This is a genomic window from Streptomyces sp. NPDC102462 (genome assembly GCF_044765425.1).
In the GTDB taxonomy this organism is placed as follows: Bacteria; Actinomycetota; Actinomycetes; order Streptomycetales; family Streptomycetaceae; genus Streptomyces.
Window position 1 is genome coordinate 1 of sequence record NZ_JBIWKB010000063.1, and the last position, 15,349, is coordinate 15,349.

The 15,349-nt window shown below is 70.4% G+C and carries 14 protein-coding genes and 2 pseudogenes; 11 read left to right on the forward strand and 5 right to left on the reverse strand.

Annotation, left to right across the window (positions count from 1 at the left end; genetic code table 11):
• Positions 1–90: 90 nt before the first annotated feature.
• Positions 91–777 carry a TetR/AcrR family transcriptional regulator gene (locus ACIRFL_RS35950; protein ID WP_404037358.1) on the reverse strand — a complete coding sequence of 229 codons (687 nt, stop codon included), beginning with the start codon at positions 775–777 and terminating at the stop codon, positions 91–93.
• A gap of 110 nt (positions 778–887) precedes the next feature.
• Between ACIRFL_RS35950 and ACIRFL_RS35955 the strand changes: the two genes are divergently transcribed.
• The 3 genes and pseudogenes from ACIRFL_RS35955 to ACIRFL_RS35965 form a co-directional block, all read left to right on the forward strand.
• Positions 888–2,021 carry an FAD-dependent oxidoreductase gene (locus ACIRFL_RS35955; protein WP_404037360.1) on the forward strand — a complete coding sequence of 378 codons (1,134 nt, stop codon included), beginning with the start codon at positions 888–890 and terminating at the stop codon, positions 2,019–2,021.
• A 306-nt stretch (positions 2,022–2,327) separates the two neighbouring features.
• Positions 2,328–3,353, forward strand: a complete 1,026-nt coding sequence (locus ACIRFL_RS35960; protein WP_404037363.1) for a GNAT family N-acetyltransferase — start codon at positions 2,328–2,330, stop codon at positions 3,351–3,353.
• A gap of 51 nt (positions 3,354–3,404) precedes the next feature.
• Positions 3,405–3,602, forward strand: a pseudogene (locus tag ACIRFL_RS35965) (IS630 family transposase); the annotation flags it as partial.
• Positions 3,603–3,646: 44 nt separating this feature from the next.
• Here the strand turns inward: ACIRFL_RS35965 and cpt are convergent.
• The gene (gene cpt, locus ACIRFL_RS35970) at positions 3,647–4,177 is read right to left on the reverse strand and encodes a chloramphenicol phosphotransferase CPT (RefSeq protein ID WP_404037366.1); all 531 of its coding nucleotides are present in this window, start codon (positions 4,175–4,177) and stop codon (positions 3,647–3,649) included.
• 345 nt (positions 4,178–4,522) lie between these two features.
• On the opposite strand from cpt, the gene ACIRFL_RS35975 reads away from it, so the two are divergent.
• From ACIRFL_RS35975 to ACIRFL_RS35990, 4 genes are all read left to right on the forward strand, one after another.
• The gene (locus tag ACIRFL_RS35975) at positions 4,523–4,861 is read left to right on the forward strand and encodes a zinc-binding dehydrogenase (protein WP_404037369.1); all 339 of its coding nucleotides are present in this window, start codon (positions 4,523–4,525) and stop codon (positions 4,859–4,861) included.
• 706 nt (positions 4,862–5,567) lie between these two features.
• The gene (locus tag ACIRFL_RS35980; protein ID WP_404037372.1) at positions 5,568–6,680 is read left to right on the forward strand and encodes a bifunctional DNA primase/polymerase; all 1,113 of its coding nucleotides are present in this window, start codon (positions 5,568–5,570) and stop codon (positions 6,678–6,680) included.
• A complete protein-coding gene (locus ACIRFL_RS35985; RefSeq protein ID WP_404037374.1) occupies positions 6,677–8,203 on the forward strand; it encodes a phage/plasmid primase, P4 family in 1,527 nt (508 codons plus the stop codon). The genes ACIRFL_RS35980 and ACIRFL_RS35985 overlap by 4 nt, the downstream gene beginning before the upstream one ends.
• A complete protein-coding gene (locus ACIRFL_RS35990; RefSeq protein WP_351738851.1) occupies positions 8,200–8,601 on the forward strand; it encodes a DUF6009 family protein in 402 nt (133 codons plus the stop codon). Before ACIRFL_RS35985 ends, ACIRFL_RS35990 begins: the two co-directional genes overlap by 4 nt.
• A 59-nt stretch (positions 8,602–8,660) precedes the next feature.
• On the opposite strand, the pseudogene ACIRFL_RS35995 reads toward ACIRFL_RS35990, so the two are convergent.
• Positions 8,661–9,408: pseudogene (locus ACIRFL_RS35995) on the reverse strand (helix-turn-helix domain-containing protein).
• Positions 9,409–9,420: 12 nt separating this feature from the next.
• Between ACIRFL_RS35995 and ACIRFL_RS36000 the strand changes: the two are divergent.
• Positions 9,421–10,122: an alpha/beta hydrolase gene (locus ACIRFL_RS36000; RefSeq protein ID WP_404037379.1), complete on the forward strand. Its 702-nt coding sequence runs from the start codon at positions 9,421–9,423 to the stop codon at positions 10,120–10,122.
• Here the strand turns inward: ACIRFL_RS36000 and ACIRFL_RS36005 are convergent.
• Positions 10,008–10,340, reverse strand: coding sequence for an antibiotic biosynthesis monooxygenase family protein (locus ACIRFL_RS36005; protein ID WP_404037382.1), 333 nt, complete (start codon positions 10,338–10,340; stop codon positions 10,008–10,010). The genes ACIRFL_RS36000 and ACIRFL_RS36005 overlap by 115 nt on opposite strands.
• Before the next feature lie 192 nt (positions 10,341–10,532).
• Between ACIRFL_RS36005 and tap the strand changes: the two genes are divergently transcribed.
• The gene (gene tap / locus ACIRFL_RS36010) at positions 10,533–12,761 is read left to right on the forward strand and encodes a telomere-associated protein Tap (RefSeq protein ID WP_404037385.1); all 2,229 of its coding nucleotides are present in this window, start codon (positions 10,533–10,535) and stop codon (positions 12,759–12,761) included.
• Between the two features lie 9 nt (positions 12,762–12,770).
• Entirely contained in the window at positions 12,771–13,328 is a 558-nt protein-coding gene (tpg, locus tag ACIRFL_RS36015) for a telomere-protecting terminal protein Tpg (protein ID WP_404037388.1), read from the forward strand.
• 89 nt (positions 13,329–13,417) lie between these two features.
• Here tpg and ACIRFL_RS36020 read toward each other — a convergent pair whose 3' ends face one another.
• Complete coding sequence (locus tag ACIRFL_RS36020) at positions 13,418–14,266, reverse strand: helix-turn-helix transcriptional regulator (protein WP_404037391.1); 849 nt, start codon at positions 14,264–14,266, stop codon at positions 13,418–13,420.
• 135 nt (positions 14,267–14,401) lie between these two features.
• Between ACIRFL_RS36020 and ACIRFL_RS36025 the strand changes: the two genes are divergently transcribed.
• Complete coding sequence (locus ACIRFL_RS36025; protein WP_404037394.1) at positions 14,402–15,256, forward strand: NAD-dependent epimerase/dehydratase family protein; 855 nt, start codon at positions 14,402–14,404, stop codon at positions 15,254–15,256.
• Positions 15,257–15,349: the final 93 nt, after the last annotated feature.

Here is a 15,349-nt window from a genome sequence, read left to right on the forward strand (position 1 = left end):
CCGCAGTTCTGCCATCTGTTCAGAGGAGAGATCCATACCTGACTCAACGATCACAGAAGCCTCAGGTTCCATGAACAGGATCACGAGACACTAGCGCAGGGTTGAGATACCGGCGAGGAAGATGTCCACCCCGAAGAGGAACTGCTCGCGGTCGTCGTGCTCGCCCAGCTGAGTCGCCGCCGCGTGCACGAACGGGTACCGGCCGGGGTCGATCTGCGCCCCTTGCGTGGCGGCGTTCTCCAGGAAGGTCTCTCGGTCCGTGTCGCTGCCAACGCGGAGCCGTGCGTTCGCGGCGTTCTGCGCGGCGACGCCCAGGACATAGTTCACGAGCGTGCCGGCCGCGTCGAAGCGCGCGTTTTCCGGAACGTCGAGGGCGTCCAGCAGGCGGCCGATGCTCTCGTAGAAGTCCAGCAGCGCGGGCCGCCACGGCTGGCGGGAGAATTCCGCCCCGACCCAGGGATGGGCATCGATCGCATCGAACAGGCCGAGGGCGAGACGGCGCAGAGCGGTGCGCGCGTCCGCATCGGCGACCGCGCCGGACAGCACGCCGGCAATGACGTCGTCAGCAGCCGCCGCGAGCAGATCGCTCTTGTCTGCGACGTGGTGGTAGATCGCTCCATAGCCGGTGCTCAGGCGCACGGTGAGCGCGCGCAGCGTCAACGCCTTCTCGCCACCGTTGTCCAGCATCTCGATCGCGGTCTGGATGATCAGCTCCCGCGACAGGCTGTCCGTCCGCCGCGGGGCCCGCGCAGATCCCTTCGCTGTTCTCTTCGCCATGACCCCAGCATCGCATGAATGGAGCGCCGATCCAACTTCGTGTTAGCGTTATTGGAGTGGCGATCCAACGAGGTCGTCACGGCACCCCACAAGGGGCTAGGGAGGACACCATGACGACACCTGTCACGATCATCGGAGCAGGTCTGGGCGGCCTGACGCTGGCCCGCGTGCTGCATGTGCACGGCATCCCGGCCACGGTCTTCGAGGCGGAGCCCGCGCCGAACGCCCGCCGCCAGGGCGGACTGCTCGACCTCCACCCCCACAGCGGGCAGGCCGCTCTGGAAGCGGCCGGCCTGATCGAGGAGTTCCGCAAGCTGATCCTGCCGGGCCGCGAGGCGTACCGGGTCATGGACCAGGCGGGGAATGTGCTGCTCGACCTGCCTGACGACGGAACCGGCGAACGCCCGGAGGCCCCGCGCGGCGCACTGCGGCAGATGCTGCTCGACTCCCTGCCCGCCGGAACCGTCCACTGGGGCCGCAAGGTCACCGCGGTGCAGTCCCTCGACGACGGCCGCCACCAGGTGAGCTTCGCCGACAGCACCACCGTGGTCGCGGACCTGCTCATCGGCGCCGACGGCGCCTGGTCACGCGTACGACCGGTGCTCTCGCAAGCCACTCCGGAGTACTTCGGCGTCTGCAGCGTGGAGACGTTCCTCTTCGACGCCGAAACCCTCCACCCCGCCTCCTCGAAGGCGGTCGGAGCCGGCTCGCTGTTCGCGCTCGCACCGGGCAGGGGACTGCTGGCCCACCGTGAAGGCGGCGGAACCCTGCACACCTACGCGCAGCTGAAGAAGCCCCAGGACTGGTTCACCGACTTCGACGCCACCGATGCCGCAGCCCTCACGGCACGGGTGGCGAAGGAGTTCGACGGGTGGGCTCCCGCACTCACCGCCCTGATCACCGACAGCGACACCCCGCCAGTCCTGCGGCCCATCTTCACACTGCCGGCCGGACACCGCTGGGACCGCGTACCGGGAGTGACCCTGCTCGGCGATGCCGCCCACCTCCGGGCACCGAACGGCGAAGGCGCCAACCTGGCCATGCTGGACGGCGCCGAACTCGGCCGGGCCCTCGCCGCGCACCCCGGCGATGCGGAGACCGCGCTCGCCACGCATGAACAAGCCATGTTCGCCCGCGCCGCCGCCGTGGAAGCGGACGACGACGACTTCTACACGACCATGATCGACGACCATGCGCCCCACAGCCTGCTCGCCCTGATGACCGGCGCCGAACAGGACGCGTGATTCGCACCTCCGCGCCCAGCAACAGGCGGCCCGACACAGTGCGTCCCGGGCCACAAGCGTCGTAGCGGGTAGTCCAGCTCCCGGTCCTTCTGGGGCCTGCGCTGTACCTGGTCTGCACGCCGACCGGGATGCCGATCCGGTAGGCGCCGACGCATCCGAAGCGGACGAACGCGAGGTGCTCCACAAGACCGGCGCCCCGGCCATGCGGTCGCTGGTCACATTCGATCACTCACACACCGGACTTATTGGGGAGGCTCCTCCCGCGTTGGCTGAGGGGAGTTGCGCGTGGCTTGGTTTCATGGACCTGTGCTGCGTACTCAGAGGCTGCTGCTGGAGCCGATCCGTCGTGCGGACAGTGACGATCTGTTTGAGGCCGTGGTCAGTCAGGACAGCGTGATGCGCTGGCTGGCGACCGGCCGGGCGGACAGCCGGTCTGCGGCCGAAGCCATGTGCGACGCTCACGTCGCGCACTGGGCCAGGCACGGCTACGGCGACTTCGCGGTCAGGGACGCAACAACCCATGCCTTCCTCGGCCGCGTGGGACTGCGCAACCGCGTCCAGTACGGAGTCGACCTCGGCTTCGCCCTGCATCCACGGGCGCAGGGCCGCGGCATCGCAGGGGAGGCAGGCCGTGCCTGCTTGGAGTTGGCGTTTCATGGACTCGCGCTCCCGGTCGTCTTCGCGTTCGTCCTGCCCGGCAATACGGCCTCGATCGCGTTGCTGCGCCGCCTGGGTGCTCAGCCGGCCGGGACCGTCCAGTCCAGCGGTCTGCACTGTCTGCGCTTCCGGTTCGACTCCGCCGCCGACCCGGCCGCGACGAGCCATGCGCTCAACGACCGCGATGACAGTGATGCAACCCTCCGACTGCACCATGCGCCCGGCCTCGGTGGCCTGGAAGACACCACCGCTCTACCAGACGGTCTGGTCCGCGCCGACAACGAGCACACGCTCACAGCGACGTACGGCGGCAACCTGGTGGCCTCTCTGGGGTGGCTGCTGCGGGAGATGGCGTTCGACGGGGCGCCGCGCCGTGTCGCCGGGCTCGGCAGCGTGCTGGTTCATCCAGCTCATCGGGACCGGGGCATCGCCAGGACCATGCTCAGCGTCGCGGTCGAGCACGCGCGGGTGGCCGGGGCCGAAACGGTGATGCTGCTCTGCCGCCCTGAACTGGTCCCGCTCCACACACAGCTCGGGTGGCGCCAGTTGGCGGTGCCGGTCACCTTCCGGCAGCCAACCGGCTCCCGACTCTGTCCGCTGACCACCATGACGTACGACCTGACCGAGCTGCCCCAGCCCACCACCGGCGTGGACCTTCAGGGCCTGCCCTTCTGACACAGTGGCCAGGGATTCACCAGTGGACCGACCATCCCGACCGCGGCAAGTCCCAGGCAGTTCACCCTCGCCAACTCCCACCATCCCAACCACACCGTCCAGACCCGCGAGCCGCACCGATACCTACGCCGGCGCAACACCAACACCCGCCACCCCGACGTACCGGCAGCCCAACGCCGCGAACGCGCCCGGACCCGCAGACAGAAGGGTGTCCGTTGGAGAGGACGGCCCCTGGTCACAGCAGCCTGACCGTCCGGCGCTGCGGTCATAACGGCAGACAGCCAGGCCGCCGATCAACTGACATGCGCGGCGATGGTCCGTGCGCACTCCATCGACTCGGCATGCGTGGTGTCCACCTCCAGGTCATAGACCATGCCCCGGTGGACCACATCCGCCTGGGACGCCGCCATACCGATGACCCGATCACCTCGTGCCACCTCACGGCCTGCGGCAACCGCACTGTCGCACCGGACACCGACCCACAGCACCCGCAGTCCGCCCAAAGCCTTCTGCCACCGCTCCTGCGAGTCCGCTCCGCCCAGGAAGACCTCATCAACGATGACCCGGGCACCCGCACGGGCCATCGCGGCGACCCCCTCGATCCATGCCGCTTCCAGTGTCCGGAACTCCGGCCCGACGATCACCTGTCCGTCCGGCGCGAACTCGATTCCGGCATCCGATGCCTGCATGGACGCGGGCATCGCCTCGACCAGTGTGTCTGTCCCCAGAGCCAGCCACGGATCCGGCAGGACCGCCTGCAGACACCGAACGATCCCGGACTTCCCCGAGCTGGAACCACCGTTGAGAACGATCACCTCAGTCATCACTGCGCCACAGTAGAGGCACCGCAACAACGCTCGAAACGGATTTCCGTGAACGCCGCACCGCCTGCCACACCCCGGTGAACCTTCCCGGTCAGAGCACCTAGCCGGGCATGCTGGTCTTCGGTCCGGTGACTCTGTGAGCAGCGTCGACAATACGGCCGAGCCGGCTCTTGGTCGACGGTGAGACCGTCGGCGCCATCGGTGTCTCCGGTGGGCACTGGGCAAGGACATCGAGATCGCCGAGGCGGGCCTCGCCGCGGCTTCCTGCGCATCGAGGTAGGCGCCCGTAGGGCTGCGCCGCAGGATCAATGTCGTCGCCACAGCCAGGCCGTCACCGGCTTCGCCGTGGGCGAGCGGGCGGTCAAGCTCGCCGCCGCGCTGGGAGCCGAGGTCACCGTCCTCAGCCGCAGCACGGCCAAAGAGCAGGACGCTCGGCGCATGGGGGCGACCCGACTGCTCGTGACCGCCGACGAGGCCCAGGTCGTCGCCGCACGGGGCCGCTTCGATTTCATCCTCGACACCATTTCGGCCGACCATGAGCTCTCGCCGCTCATCGGCATGCTGGGCCTCGACGGTACCCTGTGCGTCCTGAGCGAGCGCCTTCTTCTCGCAGCATGGCTTCACCGTCGAGCGCGTCCTCCGGCGACGCCACCGAGCAAGTTCTCAGCCGTGCGCGTTGCGTAGGCTCATGGCTCAGAGATGCCGGGTCGATGCAGCACAGCCACGTCTCGCCTCGACATCGAAGGGAGCGTCAGTTTCCGGCTCCGTGGGCTCAGGCACACCCGCTTCAACGAACCACGCCGGAAGTGGTTACGGCCACGGAAGCCAGCGGGGGAGGAGGCCCGGGGGAGCGGGAGCACGTTCACCTGCTTCCCCGGGAAGCGGGGTGGCCGCTTCAACCGAGCCAAGGAAAAAGAAGCCTGCCGAGGAGGGCGGGGGCTTGTCCCGCGCTCGGTCGCTTCAGTCGCTTGAGTCGCTGAGTCGCTGCCCTCCAGGAGGCCCGGAAGGGCACAGCGACTGAAGCTCAGCGACTCAGCGACTGTTCAGTCGCTGCCCTCGGGGAGGGTAAAAGCCCAGGTCAGAGCGGTGTCGTTCCGAAGACAGCGACTGAAGCGACTCAAGGCCCGTATATATGAGGAAGTTAGAGTGTGCGCGTGTGCGTGATATATAGAGGCCTTCAGTCGCTTCAGTCGCTGTTTTGCTGTTGAGACTCGCCTGACCTGCGGTTTTCTCCTGGCCGTTGAGTAGCTACCGAAGAGCCTTCAGTAGCTGCCCTTTTCCTTCAGTCGCTGGATCCGTCCACAGGGGCATGTGGTCCACGACCTCAGCAGCCTCATTCGCTAGTCTGTGTCCGTCGTTGAGTCGCTTCGGTCGCTGATAGGGAGTGGGGATGCCAGCTGATCTGCGGTTTTCTCCCAGCGACTCAACGCGCGCCCCCGACGGTCCTTCAGTCGCTGAGCTGTCACTGGCCACCGCCCGCTGGTGTGCCCGTCGGGGCTGGCCTGTCCATCCCCTGGCCAAGGGTCGTAAGACCCCGGCCGCGAACTGCCCCGACTGCCGCAGGAATCCCCACCCGCCCGCAGGCTGCCCCTGCCTCCAGGCAGGCCGTTGGTGCCACGGCTTCCACGCGGCCACCCTCGACCAGGACCGCATCCAGCAGTGGTGGGGAGCGAACCCGGAGTTCGGCATCGGCGTCGCCTGCGGCCTGGCAGGCCTGGTCGTCATCGACGTCGACGCCCACCCCGCCGAGCCACCCACCCGGGACCGGATCCTGCCGGGCATCCCCATCGCCGACCACATCGACCTCACGGGACTCGCCAACGGCTTCCACACCCTCGCCGTCCTGGCCGCCCTGCGAGGCCAGCCGAGCCCCGCGGACGACGAGGGCACGATGCGCGTGCGCACCCCCTCGGGCGGCATGCACATCTGGTACCGGGCGGACGGCCGACGCTGGCAGTCCTCCGTCGGCTCCAGCCCCGGCCGCGCCCTGGCCTGGCAGGTGGACATCCGCGCTCACGGCAGCTACATCATCGCTCCCGGCACCACCACGCAGCACGGGACGTACACGCCGGTCGGCGAGGCCCGCGAACCGGCGGCGCTGCCGTTCTGGCTCGCCCAGGAGCTGGAGCGCACCGGCCATCTGCCCGCGTCGAACATCCCCGCGCCCCGGCCGGTCCCCGCCCGGGCCCGGCAGGCCGTTCTCGCCGCCGGCGGCGGACGGGAGCGGGGGAGGGACACCCTCGACGCCGTCCTCGCCCCGGTGCGGGCCTGCGGGCAGGTCGCCGAGGGCGCCGGGTTCTCCGACGTCCTCAACCGTGCCGCCTACACGCTCGGCGGGCTCGTCGCGGCCGGCCGCCTGCTCCAGGACGAGGCCGTGCAGGCCCTCAGGGACACCGCGGTCGCGGCCCGCCCCGGCCAGGAACGGCGTATCGAGCAGATCGTCCACAGCGGTCTGACGGCGGGCCTCAAGCGCCCTCTGCACGGCCGTGGGAGGCGCCTGTGACGTCTCCCAAGCCGGAAACGCTCTTCGAGTTCGACCCGGAGGCCGTAGCCGCTCAGATCAGGGCTCAGGGGTCCGCCGCCGTGCCGCGCCCCGCGCAGGCCGAAGCCGGCCGTGCCCCGGCCGGGGAGGTGACCGCGAACGGGCTGCTGCCGGACACCCTTTCCGACCGCGGCAACGCCAAGCTGTTCGTGCAGTTGTACGCCAACGACTACCGGCACGTTCCCGGCATCGGCTGGTACCGGTGGGACACCACCCGCTGGCAGATCGACGAGGACGACACGGTGCTGTGGGCGGCCGGGGACCTCGCGGAAAGCATCTCCGGCCATGATGCGCGCGGTGTCTTCACGACCACGGCGCTGCAACAGCACCGCCGCCGGGCGCTGTCCACCACCGGCATCAACGCCATGCTCGCCCAGGCCAAGTCCGCGCCCGGGATGGTGTTGAACGCGGCGTTGCTGGACGCCGATCCGTACGCGCTGTGCACGCCCGACGGCATCGTCGATCTGCGCACGGGACTGGTGAAGACCCCCGACCCGAACAAGGACTTCCACTCCCGCTCCACCACCGTCGGGCCGCGGCACGTGGCCACCCCGCGGTGGGGGAGGTTCCTCACCGACACCTTCGGCGACGACTCCGAAGGCCGGGAGATGATCGACTATCTGCAACTGCTCCTCGGGTACTCCGTCACCGGCGACGTCGGCGGCCAGATCCTGCCCTTCCTCTTCGGCTCCGGAAAGAACGGCAAGTCGGTTCTGCTGGACGTGCTGATGAAACTGCTGGGGGACTACGCGGACGCGGCTCCGCCCGGCTTTCTGATGGCGCGGCCCTATGAAGGCCACCCCACCGATCTGGCGGAGTTGCACGGTCGGCGGGTGATCGTGTGTTCGGAGGTGAAGCCGGGTGACAAGTTCGATGAGGCGCGGGTCAAGCTTCTGACGGGTGGGGACCGGATCAAGGCGCGTCGGATGCGGCAGGACTTCTTCAGTTTCGAGCCGACCCACAAGCTGTGGCTGCTGGGGAACCATCGGCCGGAGGTGGGTACGGGTGGTTTCGCGTTCTGGCGTCGTATGCGGTTGATCCCTTTCGAGCGTGTCGTCCCCGACCACCGCAAGATCGACAACCTGGCCGACATCCTCGTCACCGAAGAGGGGCCGGGCATCCTCGGCTGGCTCATCGACGGTTCGCGCCGCTACCTTGCCAGCGACCGTGACCTCACCGGTCCCGAACGGGTACGCATCGCCACCAACGCCTACGCCGAGACCGAGGACCACACCGGCCGCTTCTACGACGAGTGCTGCGTGCTGGGCCCCGATCTCCGGGCGGAGCAGACGGCCCTCTACGCGGCCTACAGGACGTGGTGTCAGAATGAGGGCGCACCGATCATGTCCTCAAGGGCGTTCGCCGCCCGCACGCGCGAACTCGTGGGACTGGCTTCGCCCAAGGAGATGATCCTGTCCAACCAGCGCAAGCACTACCCGGGTATCGGACTGCTCACCGACCAGGAAAGGGACGCCGAGGCATGAGCTCCCTGATCGCCGAGGACGAGATCAGCCACGAGACGGAGCTGGTGTGGCTGGAGGACATCGACAGCCTCGACTACGTCCGTCAGAGCCTGGACCGGCTGCCCACCCGCAAGGGCAAGCCGCCCTACCACCGCGACGGCCGCATGGTCGGCTACGCCCTGCTCGGCCCGACCGCGAAGCCCTCCCGGCAGTCCGGAACCTTCCGCCGGCGGGTCTTCTGGCTCCTGCCGCACGACCGCGACAGCCAGCCGGACGGGCTCTACGCGAAGAGCGCCCCCGCCGAAGCGGTCGACCCCCACACCCTGGCACCGCGGACCAAGGGCTACAAGACGGAGCGCTCCGAAGGCGGCCCGCCCTCCAGCGCCATGCAGCAGCTCGGCATAACGCTCCCGTTGTGACCGCCCGGCGCCCTTGACGGAGGCGGCCGACAAGAGTGGCGGGTGCCCCGGGTGCCCGGTCAGACTCCGGTGGGCGGCGCACCCGGGGGAGTGCCGGGGGAACCGCTCACCGGCCGACGTGATGCGGACGGTTCCGCCGTGAGGGCGCCCAGGAGCCGCAGGCCGTCGTGCGAGGGCGTGCCCGGCGCGGCGGTCAGGGCGATGAGCTGCTGGTCCGGGTCGGCCGCGTCCGTCAGCGTGGACCACCCAAGGGCGAGTTCGCCGACCACCGGGTGGCGCAGGGCCTTGGTGCCCGCGGTCCGCACGGCCACGCGGTGATCGCCCCACCAGGTACGGAAGTCCGCATCCCGCACCGACAGCTCTCCCACCGGCATCGCCAGGCGCGGATCCTCCGGGTCCCGGGCCGCCTCCATCCGCAGCTGCGCCACGCAGGCCGTGGTGTTGGTGAGATCGTCGAGCAGGCGCCGCAGCTGCGGCTGGACCCGCTGGGCGGGCCGCCGGCGCGATCGGCCGGCATCCTTGCCGGAGAGCTCGAAGAGGTAGGCGCGCTCGTCCGTGCTGAGCCGCAGCGCGCGTAAGGGCGTCAAGCACCGGCTCGGACGCCCGGCGACGCCCCTGTTCCAGGCGGGTGCAGTAGTCGGGGCTGATCGACGCCAGCAGGGCGACCTCCTCCCGGCGCAGGCCCGTGACCAGCCGCCGCCCGCCCTCGGGGAGCCCGGCCGCCGCGGGGCTCAGCTCCTTGCACCGGGCCGCTTCCTGCCCGACACGCCCGTCTCCGACCGGCTTGCCGCCGTCGTCGTCTCCCATCCGGGCGGCGGCGTGAAGGAGCAGACCGCAGGCATCTACGCCGAGCGGCTGGCCCGCGAGGGCTTCGCCGCGCTGGTCTTCGACGCCGCCCACGAAGACGAGAGCGAGGGCGAGCCGCGCGGTCTGGAGAACCCCTTCCAGCGTGCCGAGGACATCAAGTCCGCCGTGAGTTTCCTGACCACCCGCGACGAGATCGACCCCGACCGGATCGGTGCCCTCGGTATCTGCGCATCCGGCGGCTACGTCCCCTACGCCGCCCAGACCGACCTGCGCATCAAGGCCGTCGCCACGGTCAGCGCGGGAGACCTGGGAACGGTGATGCGCGACGGCCTCGGCCGCCCCCAGGGCCCGCGGACCCTGCGCTCCATGCTCGAACGCGCCGCAGCCGCACGCACCGCGGAGGCCCGCGACGAGGCCGCCCACTGCCAGGAACAGATCACCGAGGCCGTGGACGTCGAGACCTACGGCGGCCGAGCCCAAGGAACTCTTCGTCATCGAGGGCGGCACCCACGTCTCCCTCTACGACAAGGACGAGCACGTCACCCCGGCCGTAGCCAAACTCACCACCTTCTGGCTCAGCGGCGGGCCGGTCATACATGTCACCTGCCGTGTGTCGAATGCACCTGGAACAGCCGGGGCTGCACATCGGTGGCGATCTTCGCCGCCTGCTCCATGTGGACGCGCGCCTCGGGGTTGGCGAGCATCGCCCGGTAGTGCTCCTCGGACTCCCACTGGGCGTAGTTGACGACACGCTCGCCGTCCTGGGAGGCGTGGAAGTTGGCGCAGACGAAGCCGGGCTGGTGCTTCATCGTCTCCTCGGTGGCGTGCGCGAGCAGCGCGAGGAGTTCGCCCTGGCGGTCGGGCGAGACGGCGAAGACGTTGATCAGGGTTGCCACCGGGCGGCTGCTGTCGATGTGTGCGGTAACAGTCATGATCTTCTTGCTCCCCTTACCCGAGGAGAGGGGGACAGGAAAACCCCCGCATTCCACCGATCGGACGCGGCCCCACACGCAACCTCGTGTCAGGGCTGGGAGGTGGCGACCTCATGCTGTCGTACGCGATCCGTACGGTGTGGGTACGTGGAACGTACGTTCCGTGGGATGATCCGGAGGCAGGAGGTGAGCATGTCCGAGCTGTTCGACCGGGTCGACGCGCTGGTCGCGTCCCGGTCTCCGCTGCCGTCCCCGGCGGACCGCAAGCGGCTGCGCCAGGCGCACGGCCTGACGCTGGACGAAGTGGCGACCGCGCTGAAGGTGCGCCGGGCCACGGTGTCCGGCTGGGAGTCCGTCAAGAAGCCGACGGAGCCGCGCGGCCCGGAGCGGGAGGCGTACGCGCGCCTGCTGAACAAGCTCGCGGAGCTTTACCCCGCCGACGCCGACGCCGATGCCGACACGGCGACTTCCGCCGAGAACACGGCACGGGTCGAGACGTCCGCGACCGTCCCGGAACCGCAGACCGTACCCCCGCACCCCGACGCCGCCCCCGCCGCGCCCCCGCCCGCCGGACAGGACACCCAGCCCCCCGCAGCGCGGCCGGCGCGCGGCACCGGACCGTCACCGGCATCCCGGCGGCCAGCGGCGAGGATCACCACGCCCGCCCCCGCCGCCCCCGCAGTAGCGGACCCCCGTTTCGAGAACGGCCCGCTCGCCGTGGTCGACGTAGACGCCGACGGCCAGGTGCTGGCGTACTGCGTCGGCGGTCTGGTCCTGGACGTGCCCGCGAAGTCCCTGCCGGCCCTGGTGGACTGGACCCTGCGCGAGGCGAAGCTCGGACAGCCGAGACTGTCGGGACCGGGCAAGGACGCCGATCCGCTGCTCGTGCTCACCGAGGCCGCGCTGCGCCGCTACGGCCTGCCCGTCGCCCTCACGGATGAGCAGCGGCTCGCCGGGCGGATCCCGGAGAGCCACAAGGTCGTCAAGCAACTGGCCCGCGCCGACTGGAAGCTGACCAAGCGCGGGCTCGGGCCCTGGGCGCGGATCTACCGTCCGGCCCGCGGCTCGGAACGGGCCTGCGTGCAGCTGTGCATCCCGTCCTGGCACGCGCTCGATACCCGGCACTGGGGCGCGGCCACCCAGCTGCCGCCGCCCGAACTCGCCCGCCTGCTGGGCGTGTACGCGTCCCGGGTGATGACACCGCGAGGCTCCACGGCCGTCACCGGCCTGGAGCTGATGACCGCGCTGCACCCGCCGACCCGCGCGTCCGAGCCCGACGCCGACGGCCGCCGGCACTCGGAGCACAACCCCGGCTCGCTGGGCGCGCACCCGGTGGAGTGCGCGCCGTGCGAGGCCCCGGACGGGCATCCGCTCCTGAAGGACCTGCCGCGCTTCCACGTCCGCGGCCCGGCGGAGAAGCTGTTCGAGGAGGCGTACGACTGGGCGCGCCCGCTCACCGACGCCGAATGCATGCGCCGCAACCTGATCGGCATCGACGTCAACATGGCCTTCGCGGCCGGCGCCAACGGCCTGGTCGTCGGCCTCGGTGCGCCCACGCATGTCAAGGCGCCGGTGTTCGACGCGAAACTGCCCGGTTCGTGGCTGGTCGACCTGTCCCATGTCGACCTGTCCCGCGTGAAGATCGCCAAGGACAGGTGGGCGGACCTGGACGGCGAGATGCTGCCCAGCCCGTTCACCCCGAAGGGCGACCGCCCCGAAGGCCCCGCCTGGTACGCGACGCCCACCGTCGCCTACGCGCAGGAGCTGGGCTACGAGGTGCGCCCGGTCGAGGCGTACGTCCGCTACGACAACGGCCGCTATCTGGACGGCTGGTACAACCGGCTGCGCGACGCCTACCTCGCCACCATGGCCGACCTCGGCGTCCCCGCTGACCTGCCGTCGGCCGACTTCCTGACGGCCATGGACGGCTACAAGGAGCGCGATCCCCAGCTGACGATCGTCGTCACGGCGATCAAGGCGACGGTCAAGGGCGGCCTGGGCAAGCTGCGCGAACGCCCGAGGGGCGAGGGCTGGCGGCCGGGCGAGCCGTGGCGGGCCCTGGCCCGACCCACCTGGCGGCCGGACATCCGTGCCGCGGTCATCTCCCGCACACGGGTCAACCTGCACCGCAAGATCGTCAAGCACGCGGCGTTCACCGGCCAGTACCCGGTCGCGATCCTGTCCGACTGCGTGGTGTACGCGGCCGACGGGACCTCGCCGCTGGACTTCCTGCCCTACCGGGACGGCAAGCCGCTGCCCGGCGGCTTCAAACTCGGCGTCAACCCGGGCCTGGTCAAGCACGAGGGCACCCAGAGCGTCCTGTGGGGCGAAGAGGTCCGCGAGCGGTTCGACGCCCCGGATCTCAACCTCGCCCGCTACATCAAGGACGGCACCGTCACGGACGTCGACAACGGAGAGTAGGGGAGCGCGATGACCCTGTTCGGGGACGGCCTGGACGCCGCGGTGCAGAAGACGTTCACCCGTCCGGCACCCAAGAGCGCGGGCGCGCAGATGCGGTATCTGGTCAGGCAGCTCAAGGGCACCAGAGCGGTCGCCGAACTCCTGCGGATCTCCCAGCGCACCGTCGAACGGTATGTGAAGGACCAGATCAAAAAGCCCCGCCCGGACCTCGCCGCCCGCATGGAACGCGAGGTGAAGAAGCGCTGGCAGCCGCAGGTCCGCGCCAGGGCGCGGGCGCAGGCCGCGACGACCGGCGGCATCGTCATCGACACCCGCGCCCGCATCGGCTACACCGCCCCGGTCGGCACCACCGACGACGCCCGGCTGCGCCACCTCACCGTCGCCCTGCCACCCCGCTACGCCGCCCGCCTCTTCGACGCCCAGCAGGCCGGCGCCGGCGACCAGCAACTCCAGCAGATCGCCGCCGAAGGACTCAGGGAGATCTACTTCCAGGACGACGGCCGCCGCGCCGGCAGCCTGGAGGAGGTCCGCTTCACGGACGTCGAACACGTGGAGTTCGACCTGTAGGCACCGTTCGCGGCCCGCGAGAAACCCGCGTACACGTGCGCCGAAGCACGAGGGTGGGCAGGGAGCGAACTCGAAAGGCACGCACGCGGTCAGGCGCTCGTCGGCGTCAGGTCCTGCAAGCCCACCACCCGCAGCAACTGCAAGCGCTCGTACGACTCCGTGCCCGGGCGGGCCGTGTGGATGACGAGCTGCTGGTTGTGGTCCGAGTTGACGAGGATCTCGCAGTCGAGTTCGAGGACGCCGATCGCAGGGTGCCGGAAGCGTTTCGTGGCGGCGCGGCGTACGGCGACCTCGTGTTCGTCCCAGAGGTGGGCGAACTCCTCGCTCGCGGCGCGTAGTTCGGCGACGAGGGAGGCGGGTTCGGGGTCCGTGGGGCGGGCCGAGGCCACCGCTCGCAGGCCGGCGACCTGCTCGCGTGCGCGCTCCGGGCGGTCCTCGGGCGGGAACAGCTCCTGGGCCGCCGGGTCCAGGAAGAAGCGGCGGATCATGTTGCGTCCTCGGGGCGGCCGGGCGAGGATGTCTCCGCTCAGCGCCCGCGACAGCGCGTTCTGGGCCAGGATCTCGCCGCAGTCGGTCACCACCATCGCCGGGGTGTCGTGCAGCCGGTCCAGCACCAGGAGCAGACCCGGACGCACATGCGTGCTGGTCGCCTCCCGGCGCGGTGGCTCTTCACCGGTGAGGTGGAAGAGGTGGTCGCGTTCATCCTCCGTCAGGCGCAGGGCGCGGGCCAGCGCGGTGAGCATCTGGCGGGACGGGCGCGGGCCCCGGGACTGTTCCAGCCGCGTGTAGTAGTCCACGGACATGCCGGCAAGCTGGGCCACCTCCTCGCGGCGCAGCCCCGGCGTACGGCGGCGGGCCCCGGCCGTGAGACCCACGTCGGAGGGGTCCAGACGGGCGCGAGCGCGGCGCAGGAAGTCGGCGAGTTCGGCTCGGTTCACCTTCCCAGGGTGCGGGACGCCGGCCGGCTTATCCAGGGACTCCCGATCCCCTGACGAAGAGGTCTCTCCCGGTCGTCCCCGCATCCGCCGAGGCTGGTCAGCAACGACAGACGACACAGTGCGTGAGGAGCAATCATGCTGACCTTGGTGACCGGTACGACAGGACAGGTCGGACGCCGCTTCGTGCCGAGGCTGCTGGCCCAGCGACAGCCGGGCGAGCAGGTGCGAGTCCTGGTGCGGGACGCGGCCCGTGGCGAGCGCTTCGCGGAGCTGGGCGCCCAGGTCGCCGTGGGAGATATGCGCGACGAGGAGACACTCGGCAAGGCGCTCGCCGGCGTGGACGCCGTCGTGAACGTCGCCGCCTCCTTCCGCGGGGTGCCGGACGAGGAGGCGTGGGCCGTCAACCGGGACGCCGCGGTGGCCCTGGGCCGCGCCGCGCAGGCCTCAGGCGTGGAGCGGTTCGTACAGGTCAGCACGAACAATGTGTACGGCGTCGGACGGGGCCGCCCGCTGACCGAGGAGGACGAGAGCCGGCCGGGCGGCGAGATGTGGGGCGCCTACCCCGAGTCCAAGGCCGCGGCCGAGCGCGAACTGCTCGCGCTCAAGAGCCTGGACGTACGCATCGGGCGGCTCCCCTTCGTCTACGGCGAGGGCGACCCGCACCTCGCCAACTCCTTGCACTGGGCCGCCCGTTGGGCGCCGCACCAGCGCCTGCAGATGGCCCACCACGCGGACGTCGCCCAGGGCCTGATGCGTCTGCTGTACGCGCCGGGCATCGCCGGCCGGATCTACAACATCGCCGATGACGCCCCCGTCACGACGGTCGAGCTGTACCAGCTCAACGGCGTCGAGGTGCCCGCCGGGCTCCACGAGCTCACGGACCCCGACCCGTGGTTCGGGATCGTGTCCAACCAGCGGATCCGCCGGGAGCTCGGCTTCCGGCCGATCTACCCGAGCGTCTGGACGGCCCGGGACGCCGGAGCACTGTGACGGTCACCGCCGCCGGGCCGGTCCACCCCCGTGATCCACCCCTCCAGCACCGCCCCCGACACCGCGATCAGGGCCACCACGAGGGACAGCACC

Excerpts from the sequence above, each read along its gene's own strand:
- ACIRFL_RS35950 (WP_404037358.1), bottom strand. The coding sequence starts at position 777 with ATGGCGAAGAGAACAGCGAAGGGATCTGCGCGGGCCCCGCGGCGGACG.
- ACIRFL_RS35955 (WP_404037360.1), top strand. The coding sequence starts at position 888 with ATGACGACACCTGTCACGATCATCGGAGCAGGTCTGGGCGGCCTGACG.
- cpt (WP_404037366.1), bottom strand. The coding sequence starts at position 4,177 with ATGACTGAGGTGATCGTTCTCAACGGTGGTTCCAGCTCGGGGAAGTCC.
- ACIRFL_RS35980 (WP_404037372.1), top strand. The coding sequence starts at position 5,568 with ATGCCAGCTGATCTGCGGTTTTCTCCCAGCGACTCAACGCGCGCCCCC.
- ACIRFL_RS35990 (WP_351738851.1), top strand. The coding sequence starts at position 8,200 with ATGAGCTCCCTGATCGCCGAGGACGAGATCAGCCACGAGACGGAGCTG.
- ACIRFL_RS36005 (WP_404037382.1), bottom strand. The coding sequence starts at position 10,340 with ATGACTGTTACCGCACACATCGACAGCAGCCGCCCGGTGGCAACCCTG.
- tap (WP_404037385.1), top strand. The coding sequence starts at position 10,533 with ATGTCCGAGCTGTTCGACCGGGTCGACGCGCTGGTCGCGTCCCGGTCT.
- tpg (WP_404037388.1), top strand. The coding sequence starts at position 12,771 with ATGACCCTGTTCGGGGACGGCCTGGACGCCGCGGTGCAGAAGACGTTC.
- ACIRFL_RS36025 (WP_404037394.1), top strand. The coding sequence starts at position 14,402 with ATGCTGACCTTGGTGACCGGTACGACAGGACAGGTCGGACGCCGCTTC.